Raw genomic sequence first — 16517 nt, forward strand, 5'->3', positions numbered from 1 at the left:
TCGCACAAACCAAGAATGACCCCGCATCGGACCCTCTAAGCAGCGGCAGCGTGCGCAGCCGCCTGACGGTCCCGCGCAATCAGCGCCACGAAGCGCTGCGCTCCCAGGCCCAGCGGTCGTTCGCGTGACCACACCACGTCGACCCACAGGTCGAGCCCGTTGCTGAGGTTCTCGAACGGAATCTCGACCAGCGCGCCCGCCGCCACGTGCGGCCGCGCAAAGTTGCGCGGCAGCCAGCCCCAGCCCAGCCCCGCGGTGATCAGGCTCAGCGCGGCCAGCGCGTTGTCGGTGCGCCAGACATGGCGCGCGAACACGAAGCGCGGGTCGCTGGTGGCCAGGTCGCGGCCGGCCACCACGATCTGCCGGGTGTTGGTCAGGTGCTCCTCGCGCAGCCGCTCGCCGGCGGCCGCGAGCAGCACGGGGTGGTCGGGCGCCATCACGGCCACCATGGTGTCGCTGCCGACTTCCTGAAAGCCCTCGCGGCCGTCGAGGCTCGGGCGTTCGAACACCAGCGCCAGTTGGGCCCGGCCGCTGTGCAGCAATGCCAGCGCATCGGCCTGCGGCGCGGCCAGCACTTCCACCTGCAGCAACGGGTATTCCTGCGCCAGCTCGGCCAGCGGGCCGCTCCACGGGGCGGCCAGCAACTCGGGCGCAATGGCCAGCGTGAGCCGGTCTTCCAGCCCCTGGGTGAGCGCCAGCGCCTGCACGTGCAGCTGCTTGAGCTGGGCGGCCAGCAGCCGCGCCTGAGGCTCCAGCGAGCGGGCGGCGGCGGTGGGCTGGGGCTCGCGGCCGCGGCGGTCGAACAGCGGCAGGTCGAGCTCGGCCTCGAGGTTGGCAATGGCCATGCTGATGGCCGACGGCACCCGGTGCAGGGCCCGCGCGGCGGCCGAAAAAGAGCCGTGGTCGATCACGGCGAGAAAGACTTCGACGGTGTCGCTGGAGAACGCCATGGCGCCGACCTATCAATAAAACTGAAATAAGTTAACTTTATATATCAGTAAATAGCAAATAAAGTCCGTCCATCGAAGTCAAACATACAGAGAAACAGTCATGCAGGGCATTCAGCGTCGGATCGTTTACATCTCCCTTTACGAAGGGATCGCCATCGTGGCCGCCAGCGCCGGCCTGGCACTGATGACGGACGCCGGGCTCGGCCATTCCGGCATGCTGGCGGTGGCCGCCTCGGTCATCGCGGTGATCTGGAACCTGGTCTTCAATGCGCTGTTCGAGCGCTGGGAATCGCGCCAGGTGGTGCGGGGCCGCAGCGTGCGCCGCCGCATTGCCCATGCCATCGGTTTCGAAGGCGGGCTGATCGCGTTCCTGGTGCCGATGTTCGCCTGGGGCCTGGGCGTGTCGCTCTGGCAGGCGCTGGTGATGGACCTGGGCCTGGTGGTGTTCTTCCTGGTCTACACCTTCGTCTTCAACTGGGCCTTCGACCGCATCTTCGGCCTGCCGGCCTCGGCCATGGGCGAAGCGCAACCCGCGTAAGCCTGCGCTTACTTAGCCGTTTAGCCGCCTTGGCCTGCCGGCTTGGGCGCGGCAGCCAGGGCGCGCATCGCCAGGGCACCGCTCAGGCGCAGGCGCTCGGTGTCGTTGAAGAGCGTCTCGCGCAGCTGGGCCTGCTCGGCCTCGGAGGCCCTGGCATACCGGTCGAGCCGGGCATTCCATTCCTGGTTTTCCAGATCGAGCGTGGCCAGCCCGCGCGCCACCTCGTAGCCGTAGGCCTCGTTGCGTGCGGCAAAGCGCTCCTGCGGGGTGGCGCCGCGCGCGTCCAGCGCCTGGGTCTGGCGCATCACATCGACGTGCGCCACGGCGTCCTTGCGCACCGCGCGCTGCTCCGGCGTCAGCCAGGCCTGCTCGCTCTGCGCAAGGGCGGCGGCCCGCTGCTCGGGCGTGAGGTTGCCGTTGGCGAGCAGTTCCATCTTGTCGGCCATGAAGTGGTCTTGCCGGATCTGGTCGCCGAACAGGCCTTCGATTTCCTCGGGAGCGAAGTAGCGCCTGCGTACCTCCTCGCGCGCCTGCAGGCCGCGGCGCAGGAAGGCGGGGTCGCCGGGCGTCGTGGGCGGCTGCAGGGCCTGCAAGGCTTCCTGCATGTCGACATAGCGCTCCAGCAGGCCGAGCGCGCGCACGCGCCAGTCTTCGCGCAGGTATTTGGCAAGCAGGGCGGGTGCGCGGGCCATCAGCGTGGCCTTGCTGTCGGCCTGTGCCTCGGAGAGCACCCTGTCGAAAACCGCGATCAGTTCGCTGGTCAGCAGGCCATCGGGCGCGGCGGTGGTTTGCACCGGCCGGGGCTCGGTGGTTGGCGTGGCTGCGGTGGCCTCGCGGCCGGCCGCCCGGGATGCATCGACCGGATCGATCGCACCGGGGCTCGTGGCCAGCCAGCCGCCGCCGACCGCGACCAGCAGCGCCGCGCCAACAGCCCAGAAACCCCAGTGCCTGCCGCGCATGCCCGTGTGTGCCTGTGTGTGCCCCGGTCAGAGGCCCGCGCTCTTCAGCCGGGCGGCCTGGTCCTTGAAGAGTTCCGGCGGCTTCTTCTCGTAGTACGGGAACTGGCTGCCGTAGGTGTTGCCGAACGCCTGGTTGACCTCGTCCAGGTGGTTCTGGCGGTAGTCGCCCAGGTGCGTGCCCAGGCGCGTGGTGCAGGCCGCGAGCAGGCCGTCGTTGGCCTCGCCGAAGTAGAAGAGGGTGCCCAGCGCCGACAGGGCCGTGTCGCTCGGGTCGAACAGGTTGAAGCTGGTCGAGACGCCCGACCACGAGTAGTAGCGCACGCCGTTGGCCACGGCCGGGCCGCTCTTCACGTCGCACGACGAGCCCACGGCGGGACGCCCCTGCGGAAATTTCTTGTCGAAGGCCGCGCCGCCCTCGGTGGTGAGCGACGCCAGTGCATTCAGCGGCACCTCGGGCAGCTGGCTCGGGTCCTTGCCCGACAGGAAGCCGATCAGGTTCGTGAGCAGCCCGATGGCCGTCACCGCGATGCCTTGGGCGATGCTGCTGTCGGGCAGCCTGGCCAGCAGGTCCGCCACCTTCGAGCCGCCGTTCGCGCCGCCCACCGAGGTGACCGACGCCACCATGTCCGGCGCCACCGCCGCCACGTAGCGCACCGTGGGCGCGCCCTGCGAATGGCCGATCAGGTTGAACTTGAGCGCTGGGTCTTTCGCCAGCACGCGCAGGGTCTTGAGTTCCTGCAGCAGCTGCTCGCCGCGGATCTCGGAGGTGTTGGTGCCCGACACCTGGGCCACGTAGACCTTGGCGCCCGCGCCGGCCAGCTTGCCGGGAATGTCGTAGAAGTAGTCGACGCCCAGCAGGTTGTCGAAGCCCAGAAGGCCGTGGACCAGCACGATCGGGTACCTGGTCTTTGCCGTGTCGGAGGTCACGCGGGCCTGGACCAGCGTCGACGAGTCGGCGGCGGCGGCATGGGCGTTGTTCGCCGCCAGGGTCGCGGCGGCTGCGCCGACCACAAGACCGCAGCAAAGCGCCACGGTGCGCATCGGGTTGGCTGCATGCTGCAGCCGGGCATTCCACTTCCTGGCCATATGGCGCTCTCCCTTACGTTGGTTGAAAAACACGAACGTTCGTTCTGAAACGGTGGCCGCATTCTCTGGAGCGACGCCGGATTTGAAACTGGGGTTTTCCCCGTGGCTGGCCGAATCGACCTAAAATGCGCGACTTCCCAAGGAGCGTTGCAGCGGCTTGCCACAGAGGCAAACCGTCAGGCTTGGGGCGACAACGACGCTCGCCTGTTTGACTTTTCCGCAGGTGAGGCCATGTCTCAAACTCCCCAGATTCCCGCTCCCTCTTCCGCTTCTTCCGATCTCTCCGCGCCTGTCGTTGCGCCCCCTCCCATGAAGCTGTCCGGTCTCGAACCGGTCGCCATCGGCCAGGGCACGCTGTTCGTCAACATCGGCGAGCGCACCAACGTCACCGGCTCCAAGGCCTTCGCGCGGATGATCCTGAATGGCCAGTTCGAAGAGGCCCTGGCCGTTGCGCGCCAGCAGGTCGAGAACGGCGCCCAGGTCATCGACATCAACATGGACGAGGCCATGCTCGACAGCAAGGTCGCCATGGTCCGCTTCCTCAACCTCATCGCCAGCGAGCCCGACATCGCGCGCGTGCCGGTCATGGTCGACAGCTCCAAGTGGGACGTCATCGAGGCCGGGCTGCGCTGCATCCAGGGCAAGGGCATCGTCAACTCCATCTCCATGAAGGAGGGCGTCGACAAGTTCAAGCACGAGGCCAAGCTGGTGCGCCGCTACGGCGCCGCCGCCGTGGTCATGGCCTTCGACGAAAAGGGCCAGGCCGACACCTTTGCGCGCAAGGTCGAGATCTGCGAGCGGGCCTACCGCATCCTGGTCGACGAGGTGGGCTTCCCGCCCGAGGACATCATCTTCGACCCGAACATCTTCGCCATTGCCACCGGCATCGAGGAGCACGACAACTACGCGGTCGACTTCATCAACGCCGTGCGCTGGATCAAGGAAAACCTGCCGGGCGCCAAGGTGTCGGGCGGCGTGAGCAACGTGAGCTTCAGCTTCCGCGGCAACGACCCGATGCGCGAAGCCATCCACACCGTGTTCCTGTACCACGCCATCAAGGCGGGCATGGACATGGGCATCGTCAACGCCGGCATGGTCGGCGTGTACGACGACCTGGAGCCCGTGCTGCGCGAGCGCGTGGAAGACGTGGTGCTCAACCGCCGGCCACGGATCGCCGAAGGCGAGCCCATCTTGACTGCCGGCGAGCGCCTCGTCGAGATCGCCGAAACCGCCAAGAGCGGCGCCAAGGACGAAAGCAAGCGCCTCGAATGGCGCGGCACGCCCGAGAACCCGGTGCACGTCAACCAGCGCCTCTCGCACGCCATGGTGCACGGCATCACCGACTTCATCGTCGAAGACACCGAAGAGGCCTACCAGCAGATCCTGGCGACGGGCGGCCGTCCGTTGCACGTGATCGAAGGCCCGCTCATGGACGGCATGAACGTCGTGGGCGACCTGTTCGGCGCCGGCAAGATGTTCCTGCCGCAGGTGGTCAAGTCGGCCCGCGTCATGAAGTCCGCCGTGGCCCACCTGCTGCCCTACATCGAAGAAGAAAAGCTGCGCGATGAGGCGGCGGGCCGCGACGTGCGCACCAAGGGCAAGATCATCATCGCCACCGTGAAGGGCGACGTGCACGACATCGGCAAGAACATCGTCACCGTCGTGCTCCAGTGCAACAACTTCGAAGTGGTGAACATGGGCGTGATGGTCCCTTGCCACGAGATCCTGGCGCGTGCCAAGGTCGAGGGCGCGGACATCGTGGGCCTGTCGGGCCTCATCACGCCGAGCCTCGAAGAAATGCAGTACGTGGCCGGCGAAATGCAGCGCGACGACCATTTCCGCATCAAGAAGATACCTCTCATGATCGGCGGCGCCACCACCAGCCGCGTGCACACGGCCGTGAAGATTGCGCCGCACTACGAAGGCCCCGTGGTCTACGTGCCCGACGCGTCCCGCAGCGTGAGCGTGGCGCAGTCGCTGCTCAGCGACCAGGCCACCGCGTACATCGATGAGATCAACGCCGACTACGAGAAGGTGCGCACCCAGCACGCCAACAAGAAGCAGGTGCCCATGTGGGCGCTGGCCAAGGCGCGCGCCAACAAGACGCCGATCGACTGGTCCAGCTACACGCCGCCGGTGCCCAAGTTCATCGGCCGCCGCGTGTTCAAGAACTTCGACCTCACCGAGCTTGCCAAGTACATCGACTGGGGCCCGTTCTTCCAGACCTGGGACCTGGCCGGCCCGTTCCCGGCCATCCTGAAGGACGAGATCGTCGGCACCGAGGCCGTGCGCGTGTACGCCGACGGCCAGCGCATGCTCAAGCGCCTGATCGAAGGGCGCTGGCTCAGCGCGGCCGGCATCGTCGGCTTCTGGCCCGCCAACACGGTGAACGACGACGACATCGAGCTGTACACCGACGAGACCCGCAGCGAAGTGGCGCTCACCTGGTACGGCATGCGCCAGCAGACCGAAAAACAGATGATCGATGGCGTCATGCGCCCCAGCCGCTGCCTGTCCGATTTCGTCGCGCCGAAAGACAGCGGCTTGAAAGACTACGTGGGCGTGTTCGCCGTGACCGCCGGCCTGGGTGTCGAGAAGAAAGAAAAGTATTTCATCGACGACCTCGACGACTACTCCGCCATCATGCTCAAGGCCCTGGCCGACCGGCTGGCCGAGGCCTTCGCCGAAATGCTGCACCACCGCGCGCGCACCGACTTCTGGGGCTACGCGCCCGACGAAGGCCTGAGCAACGAGGACATGATCGGCGAAAAATACCGCGGCATCCGCCCGGCGCCCGGCTACCCGGCCTGCCCCGACCACAGCGTGAAGGGCCCGATGTTCGACCTTCTGAACTGCGCGGACATTGGCATGACCCTGACGGAAAGCCTCGCTATGATGCCCGCCGCCAGCGTGAGCGGTTTCTACCTGAGCCACCCCGACGCAACCTACTTCAACGTCGGCAAGATCGGGCACGACCAGTTGCAGGACCAGGCAGCGCGGCGCAAGGAGAGCGAGTCCGATCTCGAGCGTCTGCTGGCGCCCAATCTTTGAGCGTCCTTTGAACCTGCCGGCCGGCTCGGCCGACCGGCACCGGGAGTTGTTATTCAGAAGCTGATGTTTGCAGCCGCGCACTACGCGGCACTGGTGGTTTTCGTAGTCAGCTGCTGGGGTGCCGGCCGTGCCGTTCTGGCGCGACTGGCGCCCCCTCCACGCCGGGACGCCTGGCTCGAAGCCGCCGTGGCCGTGGCCCTGGGCATCGGTTTCTTCATCTGCGCATTCCAGGCGCTGGCCATCTTCGGTGTCTTCAAGGTCCAGGCCACGCTGGCGCTGGTCGCGGCGGGCGTCGTGGCCGCCGCGCTGCAGCTGCCGGCCTGGCTGCGCGAACGGCGCGAACGGCAGGCATTGCGCGCCGCGGCCATCGTTGCGCCCTGGGCCTGGGCCGACCGCGTCGCCATGGTCGCGCTGGCGCTGGTGGCCTTGCCCGCGCTGGTGGCGCCGCTGGCACCGCCCGCTGCCTTCGACGAGCTGATGTACCACCTGCCCTATGCGCGCGAGGTGGCGCAGAACGGCTCGCTGGGCATCCATGCGTGGCTGCGCTACCCCTGGTTCCCGTACAACTTCAACCTGCTCTACGCCGCCGCGCTGCAGGTCGGCGACGACGTGCTGCCGCACTTCCTGAACGGCCTGGCGGGCGCGCTGTCGGTGGTGATGCTCCTGCGCCTGGGCACGCTGCACGTCAGCCGGCTGACCGGCCTCATCGGTGCCGCCATCTGGCTGGGGCTGGGCGACTACGCCAACGCGCTGATCGACATGGGCGTGGCGCTGTTCGTGCTCACGGCCTGCGTGTCGCTGTGGTGGTGGCGCGAGTCCCAACCCACTGAAGCCAACGGGCACGGCGGTACGCGCTGGCTGGCGCTGGCCGCGTTCTGTCTCGGCGTGGCGGCGGGCTCCAAGTACCAGGCGCTGGTCTTCCTGCCGCTGGTGGCGCTGTTCGTCGTACGGCACGAGCGCCGGCCCAAGGTGTGGGCGCTGGCGCTGCTGTGCTTCGTGATCCCGTGCCTCTACTGGTACGTGCGCAACTTCGTCATGACCGGCGACCCCTTCAACCCCATCGGCGCGCGGGTGTTCGGTTTCACCGAATGGATTCCCGACGACTACGTGCGGCAGGTCGCCGACGTGCGCGCGCACGCCGAGATGCCCAATGCGCTGATCTGGTCGGTGGTGCTGCTGCCTTTCAGCGCGCTGTGGAAGCGTTCCGCCGCGGTGCGAGCGGCGGGCTGGTTCTGCTTTTATTCCGTCGCGGTGTGGGTCGTGACCTCGCGCTATCCGCGCTACCTCATGGCCTCGTTCCCCTTGCTCGCGCTGACGGCGGCCGTGGGCTGGCAGGTGCTGTTCGGCTGGATCGCATCGGGCGCGCGCCGCGTGTTCGGCGGCAAGGGTGTGCAAGGCGGCGGCATCGACGGTGGCGGCGAAACCGCGTCGTCGAACGGCGCGCTCAGCCGCAACACCGCGCGCTCCGGCGCCCGCGTCGGCGACTGGGTGGTCGTGCTGCTGCTCGCCGTGCTGGCCGCCGTGTCGGTGAGCCAGACGGCCGTCAAGGTCGCGATGATCTCGCCCACGCCCGAGCTGCGCGAAGCCTTCCTGCGCAAGAGCGTGCCGGGCTATGCCGTCATGGACTACATGCGCCAGAACGGCGGCACCGGCCGCGTCTACCAGGTCGCGCTGAGCGAGGCCATCTACTACGGCCCGAATCCCATCTGGGGCGACACGCTCGGCCCCTGGCGCTACGCCGACTTCCTGCTGCTGCCGCCCGCCGACATGGCGCGCAAGCTCGGCCAGCAGGGCTTCACTGGCCTCGTCATGTCGCCGGCCATGGTGCCCATCCTTGCGACGCGGCCCGGCTTCGACACCTACTTCACCCTGTTGCTCGACAAAGACGGCAGCCGGGCCTACCGCATTCTTCCGAGCGCAGCCCCATGACAGACGCCGACCTGAAGACCTCCGTCTCCCTCGCAGGCCGCAGCGGCGGCGCTGCGGCACTGCGCATTGCCGCCGTCATTCCCTGCTTCAACGAAGCGCTGGCCATCGCGCAGGTGGTCGAGGGCTTCCGCGCGGCATTGCCCGAGGCGCAGATCCACGTCTTCGACAACAACTCCACCGACGACACGGCCGCCGTGGCCCGCGCGGCCGGCGCCATCGTCACGCACGTGGCCGCGCCCGGCAAGGGCAACGTGGTGCGGCGCATGTTCGCGGACGTCGAGGCCGACGTGTACGTGATGGTCGATGGCGATGCCACCTACGACACCGGCGCCGCGCGCCGCCTGATCGACCGGCTGGTCGAAGGCAACCTCGACATGGTGGTCGGCAGCCGCGTCGACGACGGCCAGGACGCGCTGACCTACCGCAAGGGCCACCGCTTCGGCAACCGCCTGCTCACCGGCGCGGTGGTGCAGCTTTTCGGCGGCGGCCTGACCGACATGCTCTCGGGCTACCGCGTGTTCTCGCGGCGCTATGCAAAGTCGTTCCCGGCCCTGTCGCGCGGCTTCGAGATCGAGACCGAGCTCACCGTGCATGCGCTGGAGCTGCGCATGCCCCATGCCGAGGAAAGCACCACCTACAGCACGCGCCCCGAGGGCTCGCACAGCAAGCTCTCGACCTACCGCGACGGCTGGCGCATCCTGAAGACCATCTGCAAGCTCTTCGTGAGCGAGCGGCCGCTGCAGTTCTTCTCGATCATCGCGGGCCTGCTCATGGTGCTGTCGGTCGCGCTGGCCGTGCCGCTCTTCATGACCTACATGCACACCGGGCTGGTGCCGCGGCTGCCCACGGCGGTGCTCTCGACCGGCGCCATGCTGGCGGCCATGCTGTCTTTCGTCTGCGGCATCGTGATGCACACCGTCACGCTCGGCCGGCAAGAGGCCAAGCGCCTGCGCTACCTGGCCATTCCGGGCGTGCGCCACTGCGCCGACCGATGAAGCTCGCGCGAGAGTTTCTGTCGTTCGCCGTGGTCGGCGTGATCGGCCTCGTGGTCGACGTGGTGGTGCTGTACCTGCTGGCGCCGCTGCTCGGCTGGTACGTTGCGCGGGTGGTCTCGTTCCTTGCGGCCGCGACCACCACCTGGGCCTTCAACCGCCGCTACACCTTCGCCGCGCGCGTGTCGGCGGAAGGCTCGATCTGGCGGGAATACTTCAGCTACCTGGCGACCATGGCGGGTGGTGCTGTGCTGAACTATGGCGCCTATGTGCTGACGCTGCACTGGGTGGAAGGCCGCTGGGCCGCCGCGCTGGGCGTGGCGCTAGGGAGCCTCGCGGGGATGGGTGCGAATTACCTGTCGGCGCGCTATCTGGTGTTTCGCGCGAAGCCTTAGGGGGGCCCTGCCTTGCTCCCTCTCCCTCTGGGAGAGGGTTGGGGTGAGGGCAAGCGGCCATCGAGTCCGCGCTAAGTTGCGAGGCCCACGGCCCTCACCCTGGCCCTCTCCCGGAGGGAGAGGGGAAAAGAAAAGGACCCTCTCAGTGCGCGCCCGACACCACCACCGGAATCTCCGTCGCGGGCGGCGTGTTCCGGCTGCGGCCGCAGCGCACGATGCCGTCGATCATCACCATGCCCACGCCCGGAATATCGCCCAACTGCACGCTTTCGAGCAGGCCCGGCGCGGGCGAATGCTGTGCGCGGTCCATGAACACGAAGTCCGCATCGCGGCCCACTTCGATCAGCCCGCAGTTGAGCTTGCGGATTTTCGCGGTGTTGCCCGTCGCGAAGCAGAACACCAGCTCGGCCGGAATGTTCGCGATCGACGACAGCATCGCCACCATGCGCAAGATGCCCAGCGGCTGCACGCCCGAGCCCGCGGGCCCGTCGGTGCCCAGGATCACGCGGTGCGGGCACTTCAGCTCCAGCGCCGCCTTGGCCGCCGCAATGGCGACCTTCTCGTTGCCGTTGTGCACGATCTCGATGGCGCGCGTGCTTTTTTCGCACAGCTCGCACACATGCGCCTCGGGCAGCGAGGTGTGGCCGCCGTTGATGTGGCCGATGATGTCCGCGTCGGCTTCCAGCACCACGTCCTTGTCGATCAGGCCCGAGCCCGGGATCGACGGGCCGCCCGTGTGGATCGTGCTCTGTATGCCGTACTTGCGCGCCCAGGCCACCATTTCCTTGGCCTCGTAGCCGGCCTTCACCGAGCCCAGGCCCACTTCGCCCAGCAGGCCCACGCCGGCTTCGGCCAGCTCCTTGAAGTCGCTCTCGACCATGCCCTTCTCGATGACCGGCGCGCCGGCCAGCACCTTCACGCCACCGGGGCGGAAGTTGTCGAAGGCGCGCTGCGCGGTAATGGCCAGCGCCTTCAGTCCCACGATGTCTTTCGGGCGGCCGGGCAGGTGCACTTCACCGGCCGAAATCATGGTCGTCACGCCGCCGTGCATGGTCGAGTCGATCCAGCCGATCTGGCCCTGGCGCGGTGTCCAGTCGCCGAACACCGGGTGCACGTGGCTGTCGATCAGGCCGGGCGCCACGCAGGTCTTTCTTGCGTCGATCACGGTCTGCGCGCCTTCGAGGTCGCAGTCTTTTTCCTTGCCGACCGCGACGATCAGGCCGTCGTTCACCACGATGGTGTCGGCGTCGAGGATGGGCTTGTCGATGTCGCCCGAGAGCAGCAGCCCTATGTTCTTGATGACGACCTTGCCCGACTTGCCGCCGGCTGCGATTTCTGCCATTTCGTGTTGTCCTCGTCGTGGGGTGGGGAGTTGCTGTTGTCTTGTTCTTGGATGTCGTCGGCGCGCACGGTGCGCAGCAGGGTCTCGATCACGAAGTTTTCCCAGTGCGCGATCGCCTCGGGCGACTCCAGTGGCTCGCCCAGGAAGGCGGTCAGCGTGTGCCGGTTCGAGGTGTAGAAATAGCCGGTGGACGCAATCAGCAGGTAGATGTCGCGCGCCACCAGGTCGGTGCGGAACAGCCCCTGCGCCGAGCCGCTGGCCAAAATTTCGGCAATGATCGCCACCGCCCGCGACGAATACTCGCGCGCCCGCAGCGACTTCGAAATGTGCCGCCCCTTGTGCAGGTTCTCGGTGTTCAGCAGCGTCACGAACTCGGGGTTCTTGCGGTAGTAGCCCAGCACGAAGCGGATGACTTCGGTGAGCGCCTCCACGGGACGCGAAGCGTCGAGCGCAATGGCCGCCTCGGCGTCGTCCATGCGCTGGTAGATGCCTTCGAGCACGGCAATGAAGAGGCCTTCCTTGCTGCCGAAGTAGTAGTAGATCATCCGGTCGTACGACTTGGCGGCCTTGGAGATTTTCTCCACGCTGCCGCCGTCGTAGCCGTACTTGGCGAACACCTTGGTCGCCGACTTCAGGATGCTGTCGCGCGTGGCTTGCGCCGCGGCCTCGCGCACGCCGGTGCGGCGCTGGGGCTTGGTCAGCTTCGTGGCGGTGCGGCTGTCGGCCATCGTGCGCGCGGCGTCCCTGGCTTACTTTTCGGCGAAGGCGCGTTCGACCACGAAGTCGCCTGGCGTCGAGGTGTTGCCTTCCTTGAAGCCGCGCTTTTCCAGGATGTGCTTCAGGTCGACCAGCAGGCCGGGGCTGCCGCACAGCATGACGCGGTCTTCCTCGACGTTCAGCGGTGGCAGGCCCAGGTCGTCGGTCAGCTTGTTGCTCTCGATCAGGTCGGTGATGCGGCCCTGGTTGCGGAACTCCTCGCGCGTGACCGTGGGGTAGTAGAGCAGCTGCTTCTCGATCATCTCGCCCAGGATCTCGTGCTTGGGCAGGTGGTCGGTCACGAGGTCGTGGTAAGCCAGTTCATCGACCTGGCGCACGCCGTGCACCAGGACGACCTGCTCGAACTTCTCGTACGTGTCGGGGTCGCGGATGATGCTCATGAACGGTGCGAGGCCGGTGCCCGTGCCGAACAGGTACAGGCGCTTGGCCGGCAGCGTGTAGTCGATCAGCAGCGTGCCCGTGGGCTTGCGGCCCACGATGATGGTGTCGCCCACCTGGATGTGCTGCAGCTTCGAGGTGAGCGGGCCTTCTTCGACCTTGATGCTCAGGAACTCGAGATGCTCCTCGTAGTTGGGGCTCACGATGCTGTACGCGCGCAGCAGGGGCTTGTTGTTGACCTTCAGGCCGATCATCGTGAAATGACCGTTCGAGAAGCGCAGCGCGGGGTCGCGCGTGGTGGTGAAGGTGAACAGGCGGTCGGTCCAGTGGTGGACGCTCAGGACGCGTTCTTCGCTGAATGCACTCATACAGAACTCAAGTGTTGGTTGAAGACAGGGAAAGGTGGCTGAGCCGAAATGCACGCCTGCGGGGCGTTGGCCGTCGGCCGGCTGGCAACCCTCCATTGTCGTTGGTCGGAAAAACCCCGATGAACACCGCGAGAAAACACCATTGCAAGCATCGGGCCCGTTTGCTACATTGACCTTTGATGTAGTGAATGCAACATGAAAGTGTAGGGAATGCTACACAAACGGAAGTCGCCGCACAAGCGGGCTGACGGCACGTTTGTTGCAACCCTCGCCGAACGGTATTGCCCGACACACGCCCACGAGATCGCCCCGATGACAGAACACACCAAGACAGACGGATTGCCCGGCATGGACATGCCGGTGGTCGCCGAAGCCGGCGGCAGCGCCTTCGGCAAGGCGCCGCCGCGCAACGAGCGCATGAGCACGGCCAAGGTCGAGTGCAACGCCTGCCCGGTGCTGTGCCAGATCTCCGAAGGCCGCACCGGCGCATGCGACCGCTATGCCAACCGGGAAGGCGTGCTGGTGCGCGTCGACCCCGTGGTGCTGCTGCGCCGCGCCATTGCGGCCGATGCGCCGGCGCTGGTGCCTTTCAGTCGCGCCGCGGCTGAGCCCGCTGCGGAAACTGCGGACGCGGCGAATGAAGTTGCCGCCCCCGACTGGAATGGCGACCTGCTGCATGCCGACGAGGTTTTCGTCACCGGCGTGGGCTCGTCCACCACCTACCCCGACTACAAGCCCGCTCCTTTCATCGTGGCCTCCAAGGCCCGGGGCGTCGACATGGTCACCGTCGTCACCGAAGGCATCTTCAGCTACTGCAGCTTCAAGGTGAAGATCGACACCGATCGTTTCCTCGGCTCCGAGCAGGCCAACGTGCGCTATCGCGGCGAAGTGGTGGGCCACGTCACCACCGCCGAATACGGCTCGCAGATGCTCTCGCTGGGCGGCGTGCACCACCTCACCGGCGGCAGCAAGAAAGAAGGCCGCATGACGGCCGAGCTGATGCAGTTGCTGGGCAACAAGAAGGCCGTGGAGTGCACCATCGACGGCGGCTCCACGCTCGTCATCCAGGCCGGCAAGGCGCCCATCGTCAACGGCGTCGAAGAGCAGCGCATGCGCGTGGGCTGCGGCTCGGCGGCGGTCGGCATCTTCGCGCGGCAGTTCGCGGGCGTGGCCGACGAGGTGGTGGTGGTCGACGACCACATCACCGGCGTGCTCACCGAGCACCAGGCCGGCCGCTGCCTCGACATGGCGCCCTCGGGCATCCAGATGCTGGGCCGCAAATCGACGCCGGGCCGCTACTTCCAGGTGGCCAACCCGGGCAACGGCTGGGGCGGCACCGACATCGCCGATCCGCTGGCAATCATCGAAGGTTGGGAAGAGGGCGTGGCGCGCCCCGGCCTGCGCCTGCTCATGACATCGACCACCGGCGAACATGCGCAGTGGTACGTGCTCGACGAGGCACTGAAGCCCATCGAGCAACCGATGCCCGCCGAAGTGAAGCGCATCGTCGATCGCATCGGCGAGAACTGCGAACCCTCGCTGTGCACCGTGCTGTTCCTTGGCGGTGCCGGCGGCAGCCTGCGTGCGGGCGTCACCGAAAACCCCGTGCTGCTCACGCGTGCCATCAAGCGCGCGCTGGTCAACGTCACCTGTGGCGGCGCGCCGGCCTATGTGTGGCCCGGCGGCGGCATCACCGTCATGGCCGACGTCATGCGCATGCCCGACAACAGCTTCGGCACCGTGCCCACGCCGGCCATCGTCGCGCCCATCGAGTTCAGCATGCGGCGCGACGACTACGAAGCGCTCGGCGGCCACATGGGCCACATCTTCTCGCTCGAACAGGCGCTTGCGCGCGGCGCGTGGCAGGAAGACGGCGCACCGCTCGCGCGCCAGTGGCTCGTCATGGACGATGCCAATCCGTGGCCGTTGGGTCACGCGCCGATGCTGGGCTGAGCGATGCCCGCCTCGCAGCTTGCAGTGGCTTCCGCTCCTTCCCCCTTTGGGGGAAGGCTGGGATGGGGGCTGCCCCCGTGCCCCATGGATGCGCCGCGTGCCCCCACCCCGGCCCTCCCCCGGAAGGGGAGGGAGAAATGCGTGAACCCCGGGTGCGAACCATGACCGCCCAACGCACAGCCCTCGACAAAGACCGCTGGCACTTCAACCACGGTCCCATCGACATCGTGGCCGAGGCGTACGGCGACCCGTACGCCGTCGCGGCCGCGCACGACGCCGCCTGGGCACGCTTTGCGCATGTGCTCGACGAACTGGTGCAGGAGCTGCCGCTGCTGCGCCTGCCGGTCACCGACAAGATGCGCCCGCGCGGCGTTGTCGCGCGCCGCATGTGGGACGCCTGCGCCGCGTTCTCGCCGATGTTCATCACACCCATGGCCTCCGTGGCCGGCTCGGTCGCGCAGGAGCTGATCGCGTTCTACGACCGCCCCGGCATCGAGCGCGCGTGGATCAACAACGGCGGCGACATCGCGCTGCACCTCGCGCCCGGCCGCAACAGCGCGCGCGTCGGCGTGTTCGCCGACATCGCACGCTTCGACTGGCGCGAAAACAGCGGCCTGCTCACCACCGACGGCCAGTTCGAACTGCGCGCCGACCAGCCCGTGCGCGGCGTGGCCACCAGCGGCTGGCGCGGCCGCAGTTTTTCGCTGGGCATCGCCGACAGCGTGACGGTGTTGGCCGCCACCGCGGCGCAGGCCGACGCCGCCGCCACCGTGATCGCCAACGCCGTCGATGTCGACGACGACGCCATCCGGCGCCGGCCCGCAAGTGAATGCAAGGACGACAGCGACCTGGGCGACACCCTCGTCACCGTCGACGTGCCGACCCTTGCACCGTCGCAGGTCAGGAGCGCACTCGATACGGGCGCGATCTGCGCGAAGGTGCTGCAAAAAGGCGGGCTGGTGTGGGCCGTTCTACTCGTTTGCCAGGGGCAGTGGAAACTCGTCGAGCCCTTATGCTCGAAGGCGCTCAAGACAGAGCTGCCAAAGACAGTTGGTTCAGTATTTGCTTAACGAAAAGCAAGGTTCTTTTTCATGATCGAAATCCGTCGCGTCTTCACCCATGTCGAGCACATCCACCACGAGTTCGGACCGCGTGCCGACACGCCGTTGGTGCGTGGCGCCATCGGTGCGGTGCTGACCAATCCCTTCGCCGGCCGCTACGAGCCCGACATCCTCCCGATGATGGCGTTGCTCGACCCCGTGGGCGTCGACATGGCGCACAAGCTGCACGCCGCCATGGACGTGCCGCTGGAGCAGATCGCAACCTACGGCAAGGGCGCGATCGTCGGCGCCGACGGCGAGCTGGAACACGGCGCGCTGTGGCACGTACCCGGCGGCTATGCCATGCGCGAACTGCTGGGCTGGAAGGGCAGCCGCGCGGCATACACCGCAGGCAAGGCCGAAGAAAAGACCGGCCAGCCAGGCAATGCGCTGTCGATCGTGCCCTCGACCAAGAAGGTCGGCCCGCCCGGAGCCGCGCTCGACGTGCCGCTGACCAACATCAACGCGAGCTACGTGCGAGGCCAGTTCGACTCAATCGAGGTGCGTGTGCCGGGTGCGCCGGTTGCTGACGAGATCGTCTTCATCCTTGCGATGAGCACGGGCTATCGCATCCACGCTCGCGTGGGTGGGTTGCTCGCCAAGGACATCAGCAAGTGGGACGGACTGAGATGACTTCCTGTCGTTCTGTTCGTCGGGGTCGTTTTGGCGCTGCTGCTGTTCAGGGCGCCGCCCGCGCCG

General features: G+C 67.2%; 14 protein-coding genes and 1 riboswitch. Of the genes, 8 read left to right on the top strand and 6 right to left on the bottom strand.

Annotated elements, in window-relative coordinates; translation table 11 throughout:
• Positions 1-35: 35 nt before the first annotated feature.
• Positions 36-950 (bottom strand): LysR family transcriptional regulator, encoded by a 915-nt coding sequence (locus tag DBV14_RS30170; RefSeq protein ID WP_124465116.1) that lies wholly within the window; start codon positions 948-950, stop codon positions 36-38.
• A gap of 100 nt (positions 951-1050) precedes the next feature.
• On the opposite strand from DBV14_RS30170, the gene DBV14_RS30175 reads away from it, so the two are divergent.
• Positions 1051-1488 (top strand): PACE efflux transporter, encoded by a 438-nt coding sequence (locus DBV14_RS30175; RefSeq protein WP_124465118.1) that lies wholly within the window; start codon positions 1051-1053, stop codon positions 1486-1488.
• 20 nt (positions 1489-1508) lie between these two features.
• Here the strand turns inward: DBV14_RS30175 and DBV14_RS30180 are convergent, their stop codons facing one another.
• Together DBV14_RS30180 and DBV14_RS30185 are read right to left on the bottom strand one after the other, a co-directional pair.
• Positions 1509-2447: a lipase secretion chaperone gene (locus tag DBV14_RS30180; protein WP_124465120.1), complete on the bottom strand. Its 939-nt coding sequence runs from the start codon at positions 2445-2447 to the stop codon at positions 1509-1511.
• Positions 2448-2474: 27 nt separating this feature from the next.
• On the bottom strand, positions 2475-3533 hold the full coding sequence (locus DBV14_RS30185) for a triacylglycerol lipase (RefSeq protein ID WP_124465121.1): 1059 nt from the start codon (positions 3531-3533) through the stop codon (positions 2475-2477).
• 133 nt (positions 3534-3666) lie between these two features.
• Positions 3667-3742, top strand: a riboswitch (S-adenosyl-L-homocysteine riboswitch).
• Between the two features lie 22 nt (positions 3743-3764).
• On the opposite strand from DBV14_RS30185, the gene metH reads away from it, so the two are divergent.
• The 4 genes from metH (at position 3765) to DBV14_RS30205 (ending at position 9900) form a co-directional block, all read left to right on the top strand.
• A complete protein-coding gene (metH, locus tag DBV14_RS30190) occupies positions 3765-6584 on the top strand; it encodes a methionine synthase (RefSeq protein WP_260397279.1) in 2820 nt (939 codons plus the stop codon).
• Positions 6585-6647: 63 nt separating this feature from the next.
• The gene (locus DBV14_RS30195) at positions 6648-8513 is read left to right on the top strand and encodes a glycosyltransferase family 39 protein (protein WP_124465123.1); all 1866 of its coding nucleotides are present in this window, start codon (positions 6648-6650) and stop codon (positions 8511-8513) included.
• On the top strand, positions 8510-9508 hold the full coding sequence (locus DBV14_RS30200) for a glycosyltransferase family 2 protein (protein ID WP_124465125.1): 999 nt from the start codon (positions 8510-8512) through the stop codon (positions 9506-9508). The genes DBV14_RS30195 and DBV14_RS30200 overlap by 4 nt, the downstream gene beginning before the upstream one ends.
• On the top strand, positions 9505-9900 hold the full coding sequence (locus tag DBV14_RS30205; RefSeq protein ID WP_124465127.1) for a GtrA family protein: 396 nt from the start codon (positions 9505-9507) through the stop codon (positions 9898-9900). Before DBV14_RS30200 ends, DBV14_RS30205 begins: the two co-directional genes overlap by 4 nt.
• Before the next feature lie 142 nt (positions 9901-10042).
• Here DBV14_RS30205 and DBV14_RS30210 read toward each other — a convergent pair whose 3' ends face one another.
• Genes DBV14_RS30210 through DBV14_RS30220 form a run of 3 tightly spaced genes read right to left on the bottom strand, consistent with a single transcriptional unit; the run spans position 10043 to position 12765 of the window.
• Positions 10043-11242 (bottom strand): amidohydrolase family protein, encoded by a 1200-nt coding sequence (locus tag DBV14_RS30210; RefSeq protein ID WP_124465129.1) that lies wholly within the window; start codon positions 11240-11242, stop codon positions 10043-10045.
• Complete coding sequence (locus DBV14_RS30215; protein WP_124465131.1) at positions 11188-11970, bottom strand: TetR family transcriptional regulator; 783 nt, start codon at positions 11968-11970, stop codon at positions 11188-11190. The genes DBV14_RS30210 and DBV14_RS30215 overlap by 55 nt, the downstream gene beginning before the upstream one ends.
• A gap of 21 nt (positions 11971-11991) precedes the next feature.
• Positions 11992-12765, bottom strand: a complete 774-nt coding sequence (locus DBV14_RS30220) for a ferredoxin--NADP reductase (protein WP_124465132.1) — start codon at positions 12763-12765, stop codon at positions 11992-11994.
• 312 nt (positions 12766-13077) lie between these two features.
• Between DBV14_RS30220 and DBV14_RS30225 the strand changes: the two genes are divergently transcribed.
• From DBV14_RS30225 to DBV14_RS30240, 3 genes are all read left to right on the top strand, one after another.
• Positions 13078-14718: a 6-hydroxynicotinate reductase gene (locus DBV14_RS30225; protein ID WP_124465134.1), complete on the top strand. Its 1641-nt coding sequence runs from the start codon at positions 13078-13080 to the stop codon at positions 14716-14718.
• 161 nt (positions 14719-14879) lie between these two features.
• Positions 14880-15788, top strand: a complete 909-nt coding sequence (locus DBV14_RS30235; RefSeq protein WP_124465136.1) for a UPF0280 family protein — start codon at positions 14880-14882, stop codon at positions 15786-15788.
• 21 nt (positions 15789-15809) lie between these two features.
• Entirely contained in the window at positions 15810-16451 is a 642-nt protein-coding gene (locus tag DBV14_RS30240) for an amino acid synthesis family protein (RefSeq protein ID WP_124465137.1), read from the top strand.
• The last annotated feature ends 66 nt before the right edge of the window (positions 16452-16517 follow it).

The organism is Variovorax sp. KBW07 (assembly GCF_003852515.1).
Classification (GTDB): Bacteria; Pseudomonadota; Gammaproteobacteria; order Burkholderiales; family Burkholderiaceae_C; genus Variovorax.

Coding starts and splice junctions, on each gene's coding strand:
- DBV14_RS30170 (WP_124465116.1), bottom strand. CDS start 950: ATGGCGTTCTCCAGCGACACCGTCGAAGTCTTTCTCGCCGTGATCGAC.
- DBV14_RS30175 (WP_124465118.1), top strand. CDS start 1,051: ATGCAGGGCATTCAGCGTCGGATCGTTTACATCTCCCTTTACGAAGGG.
- DBV14_RS30180 (WP_124465120.1), bottom strand. CDS start 2,447: ATGCGCGGCAGGCACTGGGGTTTCTGGGCTGTTGGCGCGGCGCTGCTG.
- DBV14_RS30185 (WP_124465121.1), bottom strand. CDS start 3,533: ATGGCCAGGAAGTGGAATGCCCGGCTGCAGCATGCAGCCAACCCGATG.
- metH (WP_260397279.1), top strand. CDS start 3,765: ATGTCTCAAACTCCCCAGATTCCCGCTCCCTCTTCCGCTTCTTCCGAT.
- DBV14_RS30195 (WP_124465123.1), top strand. CDS start 6,648: ATGTTTGCAGCCGCGCACTACGCGGCACTGGTGGTTTTCGTAGTCAGC.
- DBV14_RS30200 (WP_124465125.1), top strand. CDS start 8,510: ATGACAGACGCCGACCTGAAGACCTCCGTCTCCCTCGCAGGCCGCAGC.
- DBV14_RS30205 (WP_124465127.1), top strand. CDS start 9,505: ATGAAGCTCGCGCGAGAGTTTCTGTCGTTCGCCGTGGTCGGCGTGATC.
- DBV14_RS30210 (WP_124465129.1), bottom strand. CDS start 11,242: ATGGCAGAAATCGCAGCCGGCGGCAAGTCGGGCAAGGTCGTCATCAAG.
- DBV14_RS30215 (WP_124465131.1), bottom strand. CDS start 11,970: ATGGCCGACAGCCGCACCGCCACGAAGCTGACCAAGCCCCAGCGCCGC.
- DBV14_RS30220 (WP_124465132.1), bottom strand. CDS start 12,765: ATGAGTGCATTCAGCGAAGAACGCGTCCTGAGCGTCCACCACTGGACC.
- DBV14_RS30225 (WP_124465134.1), top strand. CDS start 13,078: ATGACAGAACACACCAAGACAGACGGATTGCCCGGCATGGACATGCCG.
- DBV14_RS30235 (WP_124465136.1), top strand. CDS start 14,880: ATGACCGCCCAACGCACAGCCCTCGACAAAGACCGCTGGCACTTCAAC.
- DBV14_RS30240 (WP_124465137.1), top strand. CDS start 15,810: ATGATCGAAATCCGTCGCGTCTTCACCCATGTCGAGCACATCCACCAC.